Raw genomic sequence first — 16,219 nt, 5'->3', positions numbered from 1 at the left:
GTATGTTTCTCCATTGTAGACTGGTTTAGGGTTTTTCATATGGCCTTTTTATTCAGCGTTTTTCACAGTGGATTATCTTCTCTTTTACTATTTCTTATCATCCAAGCAAGGAATTCTACTCCTCTTTTTGTTATATGTATTTTTCCTTGTTCTGATTTTAGGATAAGAATATGTGAATAAAGAAAATTAAGATAATTTTCGTATCCCCAATCCTTATAGGCATTAGGAAATTGTTTAAAAACTTTTGAGACATAGCTATGGATATCTTTTTCAGGTAATCCTTCTGGTTTAATGGAATTTAATTCTTTAAGGAGGGTTAGTTGACTTCCGAAAATCAAATTATGCGTAACCTCAAATTGTAAAGCTATTTGAGTACCCGCTAAAAATTTAATGAGAATTTCGTCTGTTGGAGAATCGTATGGTAGCTTTCTTTGATCAAGATCCTCTTTTATTAAATCAACTTGTTCCTTTATTAATGGAGTATCTTCTATCGAATCGAGTAATTCTTTAACAACATTCTGATCGATTTCTTTAGATTGACTACCTTTTTTCATATCAGCATAATAATCACCATATACGCTTGTAAGATTTTGACTCTGGTTTTGATTATTGGTAATACTGATGATTTGGTTTAATAATTCTGAATTTTTTCTTTCTAATTCTATATTTTTTCTTTCCTTTTTTTCAATTCTTCTGTTCAAAGTCATTAATCTTCCTATAGAAAAGTTATCAAAGGATTCTGACAAAACCAGAACTATTAAAAATGTTATCAAAATAATTAGGCCAGAATTTATTTCGCCGATTGGCTCAGATTTGAAAAAATTGTATGCTATTAAGGTGCCAATACCAATACATACAAAAACAATTAATGTTCTAACAAAATAATTTGTATTATTATCTTCCATAGTTTAATAAAGTAATGCTATACAACTCTTTACAACCACAAAATTTTTGATGCCATTAACCATCAGCAGCAGGGTAACATCAGGATTTATGATACTTCCGTAAATCTATTAAAATTTTGTTAAGGAGCAGTTAGGGGAAACCGTAATTCGATGAAAGTTAGTGGTTAATGGATAATCGGGGATTTGAAGATTTGAAGATGAAAACAAAAGGACATGGGTAAACAAATTATCTGTGCATCTGTGGCACTTATTTATTGTATAATGTATATTGAATATTGTATAATTGAGAAGGCAGGAAACATAGATTTCGCAGTCGCAGAAAAGCTCCTTTGAAATGACATTTTTAGCACCTTTTCTTTGTGATCTTCTTTTTTGACTTTGTGAGCTTTGTGTGGGATTAGTCGGTAGACTTTAGACGGGAGACGGTAGTTCTTTAAGACTCCAAAAATGATTTGAAGATGTGTGGATTTGAGGATTTGAAGATAAGAAGAAGGGGATAGTGAGTAAAAATTAACTGTGAATTTGTGGCGTTCTTTATTGTATAATGAATATTGTATAATTGAGAAGGCAGGAATCAAAGATTTCTCAGTCGCAAAAAAAGCTCCTTCGAAATGACATTCATAAATTTCAAGCGCCAAGCACCAAATTCCAGAGTTAATTTGAAGATTAAATGATTTGAAAATTTGAAGATGAAAACAAATGGGTTTGAGTAAAAAAATCATCTGTGCATCTGTGGCCTTTTTGATTGTATAAGGTATATTGAATATTGAATAATTGAGAAGGTAGGAAACACGGATTTCTCAGTCGCAGAAAAAGCTCCTTCGAAATGACATTTTTGGCACCTTTTCTTCGTGCTCTTATTTTTTGACTTCGTGAGCTTTGTGTGAAAATAGTCGGTGGACGTTTTTTTATTGAATAAGGTATAATGAATATTGTATAGTGGGTAACTCAATAAATTTCAAGCACCAAGCACCAAATTCCAAAGTTAATTTGAAGGTGAGAGAATTTGAAGATTTGAAGATGACTAAGAGGAGTATGAGTAAAAAAAGTCATCTGTGCATCTGTGGCCTTTTTTATTGTATAAGGTATAATGAATATTGAATATTGAATATTGAATAATTGAGAAGGTAGGGAACACAGATTTCTCAGTTGCGATAAAGCTCCTTCAAAATGACATTCATAAATTTCAAGCGCCAAGCATCAATTCCAAAGTTAATTTGAAGATTGGATGATTTGAGAATTTGAAGATGACTAAGAGGAGTATGAGTAAAAAAAAATTATCTGTGCATCTGTGGCCTTTTTAATTGTATAAGGTATAATGAATATTGAATATTGAGAAAGTAGGAAACACAGATTTCTCAGTCGTGAAAAAGCTTCTTCAAAATGACATTTTTGGCACCTTTTCTTCGTGTTCTGTTTTGAACTTAGTGCGCTTTGTGTGAAATCTTTTTGAGAATCCTGCCTGCAATCTCCTGACTTAAAAGAAGGAATAGCCAAGTATCATGGAAATGGTTTTATATTCTGAACTCCAGTAAGAATAATTACTCAGTATTTCCCGGCTGGTATTGTATCTCAGTTCAATGCTATAGGTGTCCTTAAATTTATATCCGGCACCAAAGGCTACATTTCCCTGGGTTTTAATTTCCAGGGAAGAATACAGGGTGTTATCCTGTCTGTAGAAATCCATGGTGGCATTGGTATCAAAATTAATTACGTAAGAAAAGTTTAAAAAGAGCTTTGAGCTGTCATTTAAATATAAATAATGCCTTATTCCCACTGGCAATTCGATAGAAGGGTAGTCGATCTTTGAAATAAGGACCCCTCCTGAAACATTGTCTTTTTCCTGTGTCTGTTCCGATTTGAAATGTTGATAGGTGGGTTCAAAAATGATTGCCCATTTGTTCTTATTAAATGGCAAAATGAATTCTGCCTCAACTCCAAGTCTCAACCTTATTTCATCATCAAAATCTGTGTTTTTAGAACCTGAATTTGCATTCGTTATGGAAAGAGATGAAAAATTTAACCCCGGACGCACGCTTAAATTGAACAGATCCTTTTGTTGTTTTTGTCCGTAGATCGTATAGGCCTGATCATGACATTCATTATAATCCACAAAAAAGCTGGTTAGATCCTTCTTTTTATAATCCAGGTTCTCCACCTTTTTCATTGTAAGATCCGAACATTTTAGACTATTCCATATTTGCTGTCTAAAACCGTCATTTGTGGCGATACTTTTTTCGGGGGTTATGTACTTTTTATAAATCAACTGGATGATCTCTGAATCATCCTTGCTGTAAAAATACCTGGTAATATTACCGTCTTCCAGGGAATATAAATTAGCTTTCCCTTCTACGAGCAACTTTAAAAAAAGTTCTTCTTCTTTAAATTCAGGATTTCTGTCTTCGCTCAGATTCTTGATATTCCCACTAGATCTGTCCACGTTCACCGTATGCCTTACGAATCTTGCCCCATCGGCAATACCAAATTCCTTAACTGACTTTATTAAGGCATTTTTAGATGCCCCATCTGCGGAAAGCTTATATTCAAATTGAGAAGGGTTACTTCTCCAATCCACATTCCTGATCAGGACATCTACTTTTTGATCGCCATTATCAATGAAATATCCTTTTTCGAATTTGATTTGGGAATAAGCATTAAGGCTGAGAAGTGCAGTTAAAAAGAGTAATAGGTATGGTTTCATTTTAATTTGTTCGTTAAGTCCGGACCCAATTTGTCCCGGCCGTAAAAATTATAAGTAAATCTCAGAATAATCCTTCTTCAACGCGGGTTGACAGATAGATTCTCAAGATTCTGTAAACTTATTAATATTTTGTTAAAGGAAATTGCGGAAAACCGTAGTTTGTAAGAAGAAATTCCAATAAGTAAGTACTAAAACTTTAATAGTCGGTAGACTTTAGACGGGAGACGTTTTTTAATTGTATAAGGTATAATGATTATTGAATAATGGGTATGTGAATAAATTTCAAGCACCAATTCCAAAGTAAATTTGAAGATTTGAAGATTTGAAGATGACTAAGAGGAGTATGAGTAAAAAAAATCATCTGTGCATCTGTGGCCTTTTAATTGTATAAGGTATAATGAATATTGAATAATGGGTATGTGAATAAATTTCAGGTACCAAGCACCAAATTCCATAGTAAATTTGAAGATGAGAGAAATTGAAGATTTGAAGATGACTAAGAGTAGTATGAGTAAAAAAAATCATCTGTGCATCTGTGGCCTTTTTAATTGTATAAGGTATAATGAATATTGTATAATGGGTATGTGAATAAATTTCAGGCACCAAATTCCAAAGTTAATTTGAAGATTGAATGATTTGATAATTTGAAGATTTGAAGATGACTAAGAGGAGTATGAGTAAAAAAATCATTTGTGCATCTGTGGCCTTTTTAATTGTATAAGGTATAATGAATATTGTTTATTTAGAGATTCTAATAAATGATTTGAAGATGTGTGGATTTGAAGATTTGAAGATGAAAACAAAAGAACATGAGTAAACAAATTATCTGTGCATCTGTGGCATTTATTTATTGTATAATGTATATTGAATATTGTATAATTGAGAAGGCAGGAAACATAGATTTCTCAGTCGCGGAAAAGCTCATTCGAAATGACATTTTTGGCACCTTTTCTTTGTGCTCTTCTTTTCGACTTCGTGAGCTTTGTGTGAAAATAGTCGGTAGACTTTAGACGGTAGTTCTTTAAGACTCCAAAAATGATTTGAAGATGTGTGGATTTGAAGATTTGAAGATGAAAAACAAAAGGATATGAGTTATATGAGTTATAAATCATTTGTGCATCTGTGGCCTTTTTAATTGTATAAGGTATAATGAATATTGTTTATTTAGAGATTCTAATAAATGATTTGAAGATGTGTGGATTTGAAGATTTGAAGATTTGAAAATGATCAGGAGGCTTATGAGTAAAAAAATTATCTGTGCATCTGTGGCCTTTTTTATTGTATAAGGTATAATGAATATTGGGTAAGTAGCATAAATTCCAGGGATGTTGTTACTGGAGTTGTAGGTATGTCTGTGCCTGTTTAGGAAAATGCGGATTGTTTTCTAATTTTCACTAACTTAATGAGATCAATCGCATTAAACCGACCATGAACTTTAGAAGAATCTTCTTTTATTTTATCGTGTTTATAAGCAGTCTTGTAATCCTGGCGAGCCTGCTTTCCCTTATTCACGATTTGCCGTACTGGTACTCGAAACTCCTGGATTTTCCGCGATTGCAGTACCTCATCCTGGCAATCTTGTGCATTATTTTCGTTGCCGGACTCAACAAAAAATGGAAGTGGCCTTCCATACTGCTCGTCGCTGGTTTATTGGCTTCTATTTTCATTCAATCTATCCGCATCTATCCTTACTGGTTCGGGGATAAAGCTGTACCCGATGCAGCTGAAAATTATTCAGAAGAGAGTTCAGTTAGCCTGTTGCTCTCCAATGTTTTGATGACCAACCGGGAAGCTGCTAAGGTGATAGAAGTTGTTAAAGAGGCCGATCCCGATATTTTCCTGGCTATGGAAGTGAATCAATGGTGGCTGGATGAACTGGAGGTCCTCAAACAGGATTATCCTTATGTTATGGAGCAGCCAAATGATGAGGCCTATGGGATGGCACTGTATTCGAAGCTGCCTCTAAAACAAAAACAAATAAAATATCTGAAACATAAAAATGTGCCCTCATTTCATACGCGGGTTCAGCTGAAATCAGGAAAAGAATTTATGCTTCACGCCGTGCATCCGGTGGCGCCAATGCCCAGCGACAAATACCCCGATAATGTTGGGGAAGCAGAGGTTGCCCTTCTCAAAGTGGGAGATTTTGTAGCCGGTGAAAACATTCCTTCTCTGGTAGCAGGAGATTTTAATGATGTCTCCTGGTCTAAAACTGCCAGGCTCTTCGGAAAATCGGGAGAGCTAAATAACGTACGGATTGGCCGGGGATTGTACAACAGTTTTGACGCAAATTCCATGATCATGAGATGGCCCCTGGATCATTTTTATGTCACCAAAGAATTTCAACTGGCCGATCTCAAAACCCTCGGAAAAGTTGGCTCTGATCATTTTCCTGTTTACGCGGAATTCGTTTTACCCTGATTCATTATTGAATAAGGTATATTGAATATTGTATAATGTTTTTTTGAAATCACAAAATGATTTGAAAATGAGATAATTTGAAAATTTGAAAATTTAAAGATGAAAAGGAGTGGAGAGTAAAAATCATCTGTGCATCTGTGGCAATTTTTTATTGAATAAGGTATAATGAATATTGTATAATGGTTAAGTCAATAAATTTCAAGCACCAAGCACCAAATTCCAAAGTTAATTTGAAGATGTGTTGATTTGAAAATTTGAATATTGTATAATTGGGAAGGAAGGAAACACAGATTTTTTAGTCGCAAAAAAGCTACTTCGGAATGACATCAACTTCATATATACCAAAATTCCAGGCACCAAATTTCAATGATTTAAATAAAAAGTAATCAATTAGTAATGAACAGGAAGCTTTGTGCTTTTTGTGCTCTGAAATACAATAATTTACAATAAAGATATGAAGATGGCAGATACCAAAGTTAAGCTGGTGTATAAACAAAAGAGCCTTCCGTAATGGAAGGCTCACTACTTTAAATAATTCGATATTTATTTTGTTCCTGCAATTTCTTTTTGCTGTACCAGTGCAGCGTTAACCGCATCTTGATCCAGTTTATTCCAGTTACCTGTAGCTGCATCAATTACAACAGGAATTACACCACCTAAAACGTCTAGAACTACCCATCCTGCACCAACTTTAGTGTTCACCACTCGAGTCACAGAGTCAAATCCATTCTTTCTAAATTCAATTGTGTAAGATTTATCTGCTTTAAGATTTAATTCCACCGGAGTTACTCCCATTTTAAATCCATTTACATAGACTTCAGCTCCATCTGGCTCTGAACTTAAAGCAAGAGGGTGAGATTTTTTGCCAAATAAAGTAGCACAACTGGTGAAAGTCATGCCTATAAATAATACGGCAAAAACTGATAATAAAATTCTCTTCATAATAATAAATTGGTTTAGTGTCCCTACTCATAGGCTTTTCGGGTATCGCCCGTTTTTTATGTGGGTTCTTCTCCACAAAAATAAGAGGAAGATATTGTAGGGGTAATCTTCTTAAAGAAGTGCTAATTTAACATAATTTTATCTAAAACTTTTACGGAAAACCGTAATAAAATAATTTTGAGATACGGTTTCTAATCTAATCCCAGCTAATTGAAGGAGTAAAGTATTGATCAAAAGGGATTAAGCTAAAAAATTAAAGAAGTATTCAGGCGGAATAAATTTGAAATTTATTGCCTGTCTATTTTCATTACTAGAAAAGGCTTCTTCGAAATGATGTTTTCGTATTCTTCTTTTTTGACTTTGTAGGATTGCGTGAAAATAGTTAGGCTTTAGACGGTAGTATTTTTAAAATCCAGACACCAAATTCCAAAGTTAATTTGAAGAAGTGCGGATTTGAGGATTTGAGATTTTAAGATGAGAAGGAGTGTAGAGTAAAAATCATCTGTGCATCTGTGGCAATTTTTTATTGAATAAGGTATAATGAATATTGTATAATGGTTATTTAGAAATCAAAAAATGATTTGAAGATGTGTTGATTTAAGAATTTGAGGAATTGAAGATGTGTTGATTTGAAGCTTAGATCCAGCTTTTAAATACCTTCCAAAAATGGCATTTTCAGAAGGTATTTTTCTGCAAATTATTAAGCTTCACAACTCGAGCAGCTCACAATATTTGAAACAAATTCTTTTGAAACGCTTTGGCTTCTTTGGTAGTACAATGTTTTTACGCCGAGCTTCCAGGCTTCTATCAGTAGCTTGTTCACCTCTCTTACCGGAAGCCCTGCAGGGATGTTTAGGTTTAAGCTCTGTGCCTGATCAATGAACTTCTGGCGTACAGATGCCTGCTGGATGATCTCTAACTGGCTTATCTCTTTAAAGGTCTTAAAAATGTCTTTTTCTTCCTGGCTTAAACTATCCAGGTGCTGCACGCTGCCGTGGTGTAGCATGATGCTTCTCCAGGTATCTTCATTATCCAGATTTTTTTCCTGAAGTAGCTCTTTCAGGTACTTATTCTTCCGCATAAAATTCCCTTTTGCAAGCCCCGCTTTAAAATAGTTACTGCTAAAAGGTTCAATTCCCGGTGAGGTTTGCCCCAAAATTGCTGAAGATGATGTGGTTGGCGCAATGGCCATTAAGGTGGTATTTCTGAGTCCGTAGCCCTTGAGGATTTCGGGCTCGCCGTAGATCGTTGCCAGCTCTTTACTTGCTTTGGTCGCTTTTGTGCTTATGTCTTCAAAGATCTTATGAGTTAAGCCTTTTGCACGCATGCCTTCAAAAGGGATCCTGTTCTTTTGCAAATAGGAATGCCAGCCCATCGCACCCAAACCAAGCGCCCGGTGATTCTTTGCAAAACGGTTTGCTGCAGCCAGGTAGTGATTACCTTCGGTCTTTGCTATGAATTCCTGTAGCACCCCATCAAGAAAATAAACTGCCATTTTAACCGCTTCAGTGTCTTTCCACTCATCATACAATTCCAAATTCATAGAAGAGAGACAGCAGATGAAAGATTCATCTTCAGTAGAAGGCAAAGCAATTTCAGAACATAAGTTACTGGAGTGTATCGTGAGGTTGTTGTCTTTGTAAACCTGCGGCTTAAACCTGTTCACGTTGTCTTTGAACAGAATATATGGCAATCCTTTTTGCTGGCGGCTTTCCAAAACTTTCGCCCAGATCTCCCGTTTTTCCATGTCGCCATCAATCATTTCCTGCATCCAGTAATCGGGCACACACACCCCGTTGAACAAATTCTGGATAGGGTTACCAATATTCTTGATCTCCAGGAATTCCTTAATATCGGGGTGGTCAATGTCAAGATAGGCAGCAAAAGCGCCACGACGTACGCCACCCTGCGAAATGGTGTCCATAGCCGTATCAAAAAGCTTCATGAAACTGGTGGCGCCGCTGCTTTTTCCATTGTCGGTCACAGCACTTCCACGGCCACGCAATTCCCCAAAATACCCCGAGGTTCCGCCGCCAATCTTGGTTTGCATGATCACCTCGCCAAGCTTGTGGGTGATGCCTTCAATATTGTCGGGCACGTACACGTTAAAGCAGGAAATAGGCAAGCCGCGTTCGGTGCCCATATTTGCCCAAATGGGAGAACTTAAACTCATCCAGCCGCGCTCGATCATTTCAATAAATGCTTCGGCTAATTCGGGTTTGTACAGGCGCCTGGCTGCAGCATTGGCAATACGTTCAATGGCCGATTTCACAGTTTCACCCTTCAGCAGATAGCCGCGGTTAAGGATCTGCTGGCTCTCGTCGTTTAGCCACCAAAGTCTTTCGTTCGTAGTTTCATCGCCAATTAAAGGCTGGGCTTGTACATTAGTTGTCATGGGGATTTCAGGTTTAATTCGGGAATTCAGGCTTAATTAAAAAAGGTCGGCTGCGGTAATACTTTTATCGTGCTTGGTGTAATCTACCGGGCGTCTTGCAAAGAAATCATCAAGACTGTTGGCAAAAACTTCTTCCTCAAACCACAGCATGGGTTGATAATCTGCTGCGCTCACGTTGTAGATCTTAGACATACCAATGCTTTTTAAGCTGTCATCTACGCGGAACTTCATAAAATCCATGAGGTTCTTTTTATCGATATTCTCCAGTTTGCCATTTTCAAAGATCCAGTCCAGGATCTCACCTTCAACTTCTATAGATTTCTTTACGGTGCTGGTTAAATTCTGAATCAATTCCTCATCAAAATAATCGGGAAATTCTTCACGGATTTGATTGATGATGTACATGCCGGCATTTGCGTGTATTTGCTCATCAACCGAAGTCCACGCTATAATATTGCTGATGTTCTTCATCACGCCTTTAAAGCGGTTAAAAGACAAAACGATAGCAAACTGGCTGAAAAGAGAGACATTTTCAATTAATATTGAAAACAGGATGAGGGAAGAAATATAATCTTTTGGATCTTTTGCTTTGGTGTGTTCCAAAGCTTCAGACAGGTAGTTAATTCGGTTTTTGATTGCCGGTACTTCAATGACATTTGCAAATTCATTGCTGTAGCCCAAAACCTCGAGAAGCCTTGAATACGCCTGAGAGTGCCTGAATTCACATTCGGCAAAAGTACTGCCCAGACCGTTAAATTCCGGTTTTGGCAAATGCTTGTAAAGGTCGCCCCAAAATGATTTTACAGCAACTTCAATTTGTGCAATAGCAAGTAAACTCTTTCTTACCACATCTTTTTCACCGTCTGAAAGATAGGAGTGAAAATCCTGTACATCGGCTGTAAAGTCAACTTCAGAATGTACCCAAAATGCCTTGTTTATGGCATCAGTAAAATCCAGAACTCCGGGATATTCAAAGGGTTTGTAGTTTATTCTCTTTTCAAAAATGCTCATAATCTATTCATTTTGATTAAACAAAAGCCTAAAAAATAACCAATGGAAGAGAAGATAAGGGCCAGGAAATAAAGCAGGGCCAATCTGTAGAATTCCACGACAATTACTTTTTATGCGAAAGCAAAGTCATCGATCTGAAAAAGGTACTCTGGCTTATAACCTAAAGATTATTGACAGTTGCGCAACAGCTCATGATTTTCACATGATTCCCCTCCTGAAAATATCAGATCAATTATTCAATGTAAAATTAGAAAGAAAGAAGCAGCAATCATTTTGTGCTGCGTTTACTTATCAACACAGTTTTTCACAAAGGCAAAATTCAGGTTGATCCAGAAGGTAAGCGGCAACGGCGTTTCTAAGGTTTTCATTTTCTAATGCTTCGGAAAGAGGTGTCAAAAATGTAATTTTTGGATGTCATTTTCTTCGGAAATATTTGGACGTTGCAGGAAGTGGAAGAGCTTAGATTACTGCTGAAGGCACATTGATAAAAAGGAAGTTCTTTTTACTTCAGAAAAGCGGGAGTAATTTTATCAACCCCTCGTTTTCAGCAGCTGGATTCAAAAAAACTATTTATGATATAGTCATCAGTATGATCAGCAAAAAACTGTGAGCGGAATGGGAGGGAAGGCACTGCTTTCAAGCCCCTTTTCTCGTTATAAATGTTTTATATTTGATAATTCATTCCTCTTTAATTTTTTCAGGATGCCCGGCACAATTTCAACCAAAATAGAACTTCAGGAGAGAATTAAAGAGCTCAGCTGTTTGTATGAAATATCTTCTATCATTAGAGATCATACAGGAGAGATTGCAGCTACGCTTCAAAAAATTTCAGAAGTACTAAAACAGGCCTGGAGATTCCCCGAAAATGCCATTGTAGAACTAAGGTTAAACGGGTTTGAACATAGCACCGGGGAAATTCCGAAGAAAAACGTGGTGCAACAGGCGCCAATTTATACCTTCAATGAAGTTAAGGGCAGTATAAAGATCTATTATCCCGATCCTGAATTCAGCCTGCTGTCTTTTCTGCCTGAAGAACAGAAACTACTCGAAAAAGCGGCGCAGGAAATAGGATCTTTTTACGAAAAAATAAAGCAAAAAGAGCAGGAAGAGCTGTTAAGGCGCACCGTACACCGCAATGACAGGTTAGCGATTCTTGGGGAGATCACTGCAGGGATTGCCCACGAGCTCAACACGCCTTTGGGTAACATTTTGGGTTTTGCCGAACTCATAAAAGACAGGGCCGAAAATGAGCAGACAAAAAAGGACATTGGCAAGATCATTAAAGGAGCCATTTATTCGCGGGAGGTAGTGAAAAAACTCATGTTCTTTGCCTGTGAAATTCCGCAGGAAATGAAGATCATAAGAATTCAGCCTATAATTGCACAGGCGCTTTCACTTTTGAAACCGAATTTTAGAAAAGCAGGTGTAGAATGCCATTTTAGAGTGGCAGACAAGAGGATTGAGGCACAGCTGGACCCAATTCAGCTAACGCAGGTACTCTTTAACCTCCTTATCAATGCCCTGTATTTTTCTCCAAAAGGTTCGGCTATAGAAGTGAAACTCTACCAGGATGACACCAGCTTTTTTATAGAGATTGCAGACGAGGGCCCGGGCATTAAAGAAGAGTTGAAATCAAAGATCTTTGAACCTTTTTTTACCACTAAACCTATTGGAGATGGCTCGGGGCTGGGGTTAAGTGTGGTACACGGTATCATTAGAAGTCATAAAGGCAATATTGTTGCTTTTGATAATAAGCCCCAGGGAACAATTTTTCAAATAAGTATACCTCTTAGAAATTAACTTATGGCACTTCATAAAGAGAACGTTTTAATAGTTGACGATGATTTTGATATGCTCGAGTTAATTCATCGCAACCTCAGTGCACTTCACTTTCACACTTACCGGGCGATATCGGTAAAAGAAGCTATAGAAATACTGAAATCGTCGCGAATAGACCTTTTAATTACCGATTTGCAAATGCCCGGCGTGAACGGCATTGAGCTCATAAAATATGCCGATGAACATTACCCGGAGATACCAAAACTGGTCATTACAGGATTTCCATCAGTAGACGGGGCAATATCGGCTATACAATCGGGGGCTTTAGATTACCTGGTAAAACCTTTCACCCAGGCCGAACTGAAGTTGGCCATTGAGAAAAGTCTTCAGGAAAAAAGAAGCGACACCTTTGATCAAAAAAAAGAAAAACCGATTACCAATGCTTACGCCGGGATGATAGGCTCTTCGGAAAGTTTTGAGGAAATGATCGATGTTGTTGAGCGGGTAAAGAACAACAGGGCAACCATACTTATACAGGGTGAAAGTGGAACAGGCAAGGAGCTGGTGGCACGTGCCATTCATTACAAAGGCGCTTATGCAGGCAATCCTTTTATAGCTGTGAACTGTGGTGCTATTCCTGAAAATTTACTGGAATCGGAATTATTCGGGTATGTAAAAGGCGCTTTTACCGGGGCAGGAGATTCCCGGCAGGGATTCTTCCAGGCAGCGGCAGGCGGAACTATTTTTTTGGACGAAATAGGAACGGCACCTGCAAATGTACAAACCAGCCTTTTAAGGGTTTTACAGGAAAAGGAAGTTAGAAGGATTGGAGCGCAGAAGTCAGAGAAAATAGAGTTGCGTATCATCGCGGCAACCAACAGCGACCTTTACCAGATGGTTGAAAAAGGCACTTTTAGGCAAGACCTTTATTACCGTTTAAACGTGGTGAATATTCTCACGCCACCGCTTAGGGAAAGGAAAGAAGACATATTTCCTTTAGTCCATAATTTCATCAAAAAGTACGGGGTTGAATATAAAAAACCCTTCGTCACCATTACAGATAAAGCGATGGAGTTGCTCACGAGATATTCCTGGCCCGGCAACATCAGGGAGCTGGAAAATGTGGTGCAGCGGGCAATTATCTTGTGTGATAAGAATATTGACGTACAGGAAATTCCGAAACATATAAAATTAGCCGAACCTTCTGCTGAAAATGATGTGCATAAATCTTTAAGGGAAGTTGAGAGAGAACACATTCAGAGAGTGCTGGCTTCGGTAGACAACAACAAAACAAGGGCTGCAGAAATCCTTCAAATCGATCGGAAAACCCTTCGGCAAAAGCTGAAGTAAAAACGGCATTTTTGAAGGGGTAGTTTTTTAGATGTTGAAAAAAATATATATCTGAATAGATCTTTCAGTAAAATAAAAGGGTCTGCCAGCGGCAGACCCTTCAAAAAAACTAATTAAACTTCTAAACTCTCGACTTTCTTTTTTTCATTTTCTTATCCTCGAGTTTCTTCTGAATTTTTTCCTGCTTTTTAGCCTTTAAATCTATTGTTGAATGTTTTAAATTTCCTTTTTTCATGATCCTGGTTTAAAAATTATATATCTTGTTTGCCGGGGTGCACCTTTTTCACCGGGATACATCCATAGGTTTGGACGATCCCGTTTTAGAAAAGGTGCTTTAAGGCAGAAAGATGATTTTAATTTTTGCAGACCTGTTTTTCATGATCAAGTGAGTTGTTTTAAAAGCTGATTTTTCTGAAAAATTTTCAGAAGTATTGCCTCAGGAATGCTGAACCTCCTGCATGTTTTCGAGTATGTATTTAAATACAAAACCTTTAACTATCTGAGACTTTTTTAAATGCTTCTGAAAAGAATTCTTTACATGCAGATGTTCCTGAACATATTGATTTTCACACTGCACGTCATCGCATTCCCGAATATTCTCTGCCTTTAGTTTGTAATCTCTCAATATTTTTGAATTGAGGCTGTTCATTTCATGGATCTCCTGCAGTTGCTTTACCAGGAACTTCAAATCTTCTACATTCTTTTCAGTTTTAAAGAACGAACTCTTTTGGAGTAGCCTTAAATAAAAACCGATTTCCTGCTCCATAAAGCTGATGTTTTCCTGCCACAGCTTTAATTCTGATCTCATATTGAGCTTCAATATTTCTTCGTCTCTATAGTGGTTCTTCATTTCATTCATTACAGCGCTTCCAGTTTAAATGTTGTGTTAGACTGTTCTACTTCCAGTATTTTTATTGTTTTAATGCCCATGGGGAATTCCCATTCCACTTCATCTCCCTGGGCATATCCAAACAGAGCCAGGCCCATGGGGGCGAGAACAGATATCTTATTGTTCCTGATGTCACTTTGTTCAGGAACTACAATCTGGTAAGTTCTCTGTACATTCCACGGGGTCTCAATAGTTACATTAGAGTTGATGCGTATAACATCGCCGGGCATCTTGTTATCTGGTAAGATCTTTACATCTTCCAGTTCCTTTTTCAGTTTATGAAGAGAAGACTTGTAGGTCTTGTCTTTATAATATGATTCTGTTGATATCAGGTTTCTTAAAAGCTCAAATTCTTTTTTTTCAATTATTATTTGCGAGTATTTCATAGCTGTCTCATTTATGGGAAAATTCCGCGTTGTACATAAGCCATTTCAATTCGGGCTATAGCAATGATGTAGGCTGCAGTACGCCAATCTACCTGGCGTTGATCAACTTCGGCAGCAACATTTTTAAACACCTGGGTGATTTTCTTCTCGAGTTTTTCCATCACTTCGTCCAGTTGCCACAATTCGCCATTTCGGTTTTGTAACCATTCAAAGTAACTTCCTATTACTCCTCCCGAGTTACATAAGATGTCGGGAATAATAGGAATTCCCCTTTCCAGAAGAATGCTTTCACCTTCATCATTGGTAGGGCCATTGGCGCCTTCTGCAATTAATTTCGCCTGAATCTTATAGGCGTTATCTTCAGTAATCTGGTTGCCCAAAGCTGCGGGAATCAATATGTCACAGGCTAATCCGAAGAATTCTTCAGGATCAATTTCTTTGGCTTCAGAAAATCCTTCTATAGAGCCTTTTCTGGGTTTGGAGTGTTCAAATAAACTTTCAACATCAATACCTTCAGAATTGAATATGGTAGCATGTGCATCCTGTACTGACAAGAGTTTGGCACCTTCTTGAACTAAGAAATGAGAGGCCCAGTAACCCACGTTTCCAAACCCCTGAACGTTAAAAGTTTTGCCGTTAAGAGTTTCTCCAAGTGCCTCAAAGTATAATTTGATACACAAGAACACGCCGAAGCCTGTAGCCCTGTCGCGACCTTCGAGCCCCCCTGAACCCACAGGTTTCCCGGTAACCACATGCTGATTCTGAGATCGCTCTGATGTAGATTTGGTTGACATGTAAGTATCGGCAATCCACGCCATAGTCTGGGCATTGGTATTGACATCGGGCGCAGGGATATCATGCTCGGGCCCAATATTTTCGCCCAATGCATAAGTGAATCTTCGGGTAATGCGCTCCAGCTCAGATAAGCTGTAATTTCTTGGGTCTATTTGAATCCCACCTTTAGCACCCCCGTAAGGTAAGCCAGCCAAAGAAGTTTTCCACGTCATCCACATAGCCAGGGCTTTTGCAGCATCTACATCTACCGTAGGGTGGTAACGCAATCCGCCTTTGTACGGGCCCAGCGCATTGTTATGCTGAACTCTGTAACCTGTAAAGATTTCCACCTTCCCGTTATCCATCTTCACAGGAAAATGCACGATGAGTTCGTTGTTGGTAATAGCGAGGATCTTACGGATGTTTGGGTTGAGATCAATTAAGTCGGCAGTTTTATTAAACTGGTTTTGTACAGTCTTAAACATGCTCTGTTTATTATTCTTGTTAGCAGTAATCATATTTTTATTATTCAAAGTGTTCACAATTTTGTTTTCTTGTTTCTTTCCAGGTGCAGTGAGTTCTATGATCACAATTAAAACAGAGCCCCTTAAGAATTTCCTGGGGTAAGCTATTATTGACTTCCATTGTTTTAGAATTGATCATTGT

General features: G+C 37.7%; 11 protein-coding genes and 1 riboswitch. Of the genes, 3 read left to right on the top strand and 8 right to left on the bottom strand.

Annotation, left to right across the window (positions count from 1 at the left end; all coding sequences use genetic code 11):
• Positions 1 to 62 precede the first annotated feature (62 nt).
• Positions 63 to 905, bottom strand: coding sequence for a hypothetical protein (locus tag OQ279_RS06540; protein ID WP_266069052.1), 843 nt, complete (start codon positions 903 to 905; stop codon positions 63 to 65).
• A gap of 1,477 nt (positions 906 to 2,382) precedes the next feature.
• Positions 2,383 to 3,606, bottom strand: a complete 1,224-nt coding sequence (locus tag OQ279_RS06535; protein ID WP_266069051.1) for an outer membrane beta-barrel protein — start codon at positions 3,604 to 3,606, stop codon at positions 2,383 to 2,385.
• A gap of 1,428 nt (positions 3,607 to 5,034) precedes the next feature.
• On the opposite strand from OQ279_RS06535, the gene OQ279_RS06530 reads away from it, so the two are divergent.
• Entirely contained in the window at positions 5,035 to 6,027 is a 993-nt protein-coding gene (locus tag OQ279_RS06530; RefSeq protein ID WP_266069050.1) for an endonuclease/exonuclease/phosphatase family protein, read from the top strand.
• 543 nt (positions 6,028 to 6,570) lie between these two features.
• Here OQ279_RS06530 and OQ279_RS06525 read toward each other — a convergent pair.
• The 3 genes from OQ279_RS06525 to OQ279_RS06515 form a co-directional block, all read right to left on the bottom strand.
• Positions 6,571 to 6,969, bottom strand: a complete 399-nt coding sequence (locus OQ279_RS06525; protein WP_266069049.1) for a PEGA domain-containing protein — start codon at positions 6,967 to 6,969, stop codon at positions 6,571 to 6,573.
• A gap of 700 nt (positions 6,970 to 7,669) precedes the next feature.
• The gene (locus tag OQ279_RS06520; RefSeq protein WP_266069048.1) at positions 7,670 to 9,364 is read right to left on the bottom strand and encodes a ribonucleoside-diphosphate reductase subunit alpha; all 1,695 of its coding nucleotides are present in this window, start codon (positions 9,362 to 9,364) and stop codon (positions 7,670 to 7,672) included.
• A gap of 36 nt (positions 9,365 to 9,400) precedes the next feature.
• Entirely contained in the window at positions 9,401 to 10,375 is a 975-nt protein-coding gene (locus OQ279_RS06515; RefSeq protein ID WP_266069047.1) for a ribonucleotide-diphosphate reductase subunit beta, read from the bottom strand.
• Positions 10,376 to 10,508: 133 nt separating this feature from the next.
• Positions 10,509 to 10,603: riboswitch (adenosylcobalamin-variant (AdoCbl-variant) riboswitch) on the bottom strand.
• Positions 10,604 to 11,077: 474 nt separating this feature from the next.
• Here OQ279_RS06515 and OQ279_RS06510 point away from each other — a divergent pair.
• The gene (locus tag OQ279_RS06510; protein ID WP_266069046.1) at positions 11,078 to 12,175 is read left to right on the top strand and encodes a sensor histidine kinase; all 1,098 of its coding nucleotides are present in this window, start codon (positions 11,078 to 11,080) and stop codon (positions 12,173 to 12,175) included.
• A 3-nt stretch (positions 12,176 to 12,178) separates the two neighbouring features.
• Complete coding sequence (locus OQ279_RS06505) at positions 12,179 to 13,504, top strand: sigma-54-dependent transcriptional regulator (protein WP_266069045.1); 1,326 nt, start codon at positions 12,179 to 12,181, stop codon at positions 13,502 to 13,504.
• 436 nt (positions 13,505 to 13,940) lie between these two features.
• On the opposite strand, the gene OQ279_RS06500 is transcribed toward OQ279_RS06505, so the two are convergent.
• Genes OQ279_RS06500 through OQ279_RS06490 form a run of 3 tightly spaced genes read right to left on the bottom strand, consistent with a single transcriptional unit; the run spans position 13,941 to position 16,038 of the window.
• A complete protein-coding gene (locus tag OQ279_RS06500) occupies positions 13,941 to 14,354 on the bottom strand; it encodes a hypothetical protein (RefSeq protein ID WP_266069044.1) in 414 nt (137 codons plus the stop codon).
• Positions 14,355 to 14,362: 8 nt separating this feature from the next.
• A complete protein-coding gene (locus OQ279_RS06495) occupies positions 14,363 to 14,779 on the bottom strand; it encodes a GreA/GreB family elongation factor (RefSeq protein ID WP_266069043.1) in 417 nt (138 codons plus the stop codon).
• Between the two features lie 11 nt (positions 14,780 to 14,790).
• Positions 14,791 to 16,038 (bottom strand): Glu/Leu/Phe/Val family dehydrogenase, encoded by a 1,248-nt coding sequence (locus OQ279_RS06490; RefSeq protein ID WP_266069042.1) that lies wholly within the window; start codon positions 16,036 to 16,038, stop codon positions 14,791 to 14,793.
• Between the last annotated feature and the right edge of the window lie 181 nt (positions 16,039 to 16,219).

The organism is Salinimicrobium profundisediminis (assembly GCF_026241755.1).
GTDB classification, from domain to species: domain Bacteria; phylum Bacteroidota; class Bacteroidia; order Flavobacteriales; family Flavobacteriaceae; genus Salinimicrobium; species Salinimicrobium profundisediminis.
This window is presented reverse-complemented; position numbering and strand designations above follow the sequence as displayed.

What these genes read in the sequence shown, in the direction of transcription:
- OQ279_RS06540 (WP_266069052.1), bottom strand. Translation starts at nt 905, where the DNA reads ATGGAAGATAATAATACAAATTATTTTGTTAGAACATTAATTGTTTTT.
- OQ279_RS06535 (WP_266069051.1), bottom strand. Translation starts at nt 3,606, where the DNA reads ATGAAACCATACCTATTACTCTTTTTAACTGCACTTCTCAGCCTTAAT.
- OQ279_RS06530 (WP_266069050.1), top strand. Translation starts at nt 5,035, where the DNA reads ATGAACTTTAGAAGAATCTTCTTTTATTTTATCGTGTTTATAAGCAGT.
- OQ279_RS06525 (WP_266069049.1), bottom strand. Translation starts at nt 6,969, where the DNA reads ATGAAGAGAATTTTATTATCAGTTTTTGCCGTATTATTTATAGGCATG.
- OQ279_RS06520 (WP_266069048.1), bottom strand. Translation starts at nt 9,364, where the DNA reads ATGACAACTAATGTACAAGCCCAGCCTTTAATTGGCGATGAAACTACG.
- OQ279_RS06515 (WP_266069047.1), bottom strand. Translation starts at nt 10,375, where the DNA reads ATGAGCATTTTTGAAAAGAGAATAAACTACAAACCCTTTGAATATCCC.
- OQ279_RS06510 (WP_266069046.1), top strand. Translation starts at nt 11,078, where the DNA reads ATGCCCGGCACAATTTCAACCAAAATAGAACTTCAGGAGAGAATTAAA.
- OQ279_RS06505 (WP_266069045.1), top strand. Translation starts at nt 12,179, where the DNA reads ATGGCACTTCATAAAGAGAACGTTTTAATAGTTGACGATGATTTTGAT.
- OQ279_RS06500 (WP_266069044.1), bottom strand. Translation starts at nt 14,354, where the DNA reads ATGAAGAACCACTATAGAGACGAAGAAATATTGAAGCTCAATATGAGA.
- OQ279_RS06495 (WP_266069043.1), bottom strand. Translation starts at nt 14,779, where the DNA reads ATGAAATACTCGCAAATAATAATTGAAAAAAAAGAATTTGAGCTTTTA.
- OQ279_RS06490 (WP_266069042.1), bottom strand. Translation starts at nt 16,038, where the DNA reads ATGTTTAAGACTGTACAAAACCAGTTTAATAAAACTGCCGACTTAATT.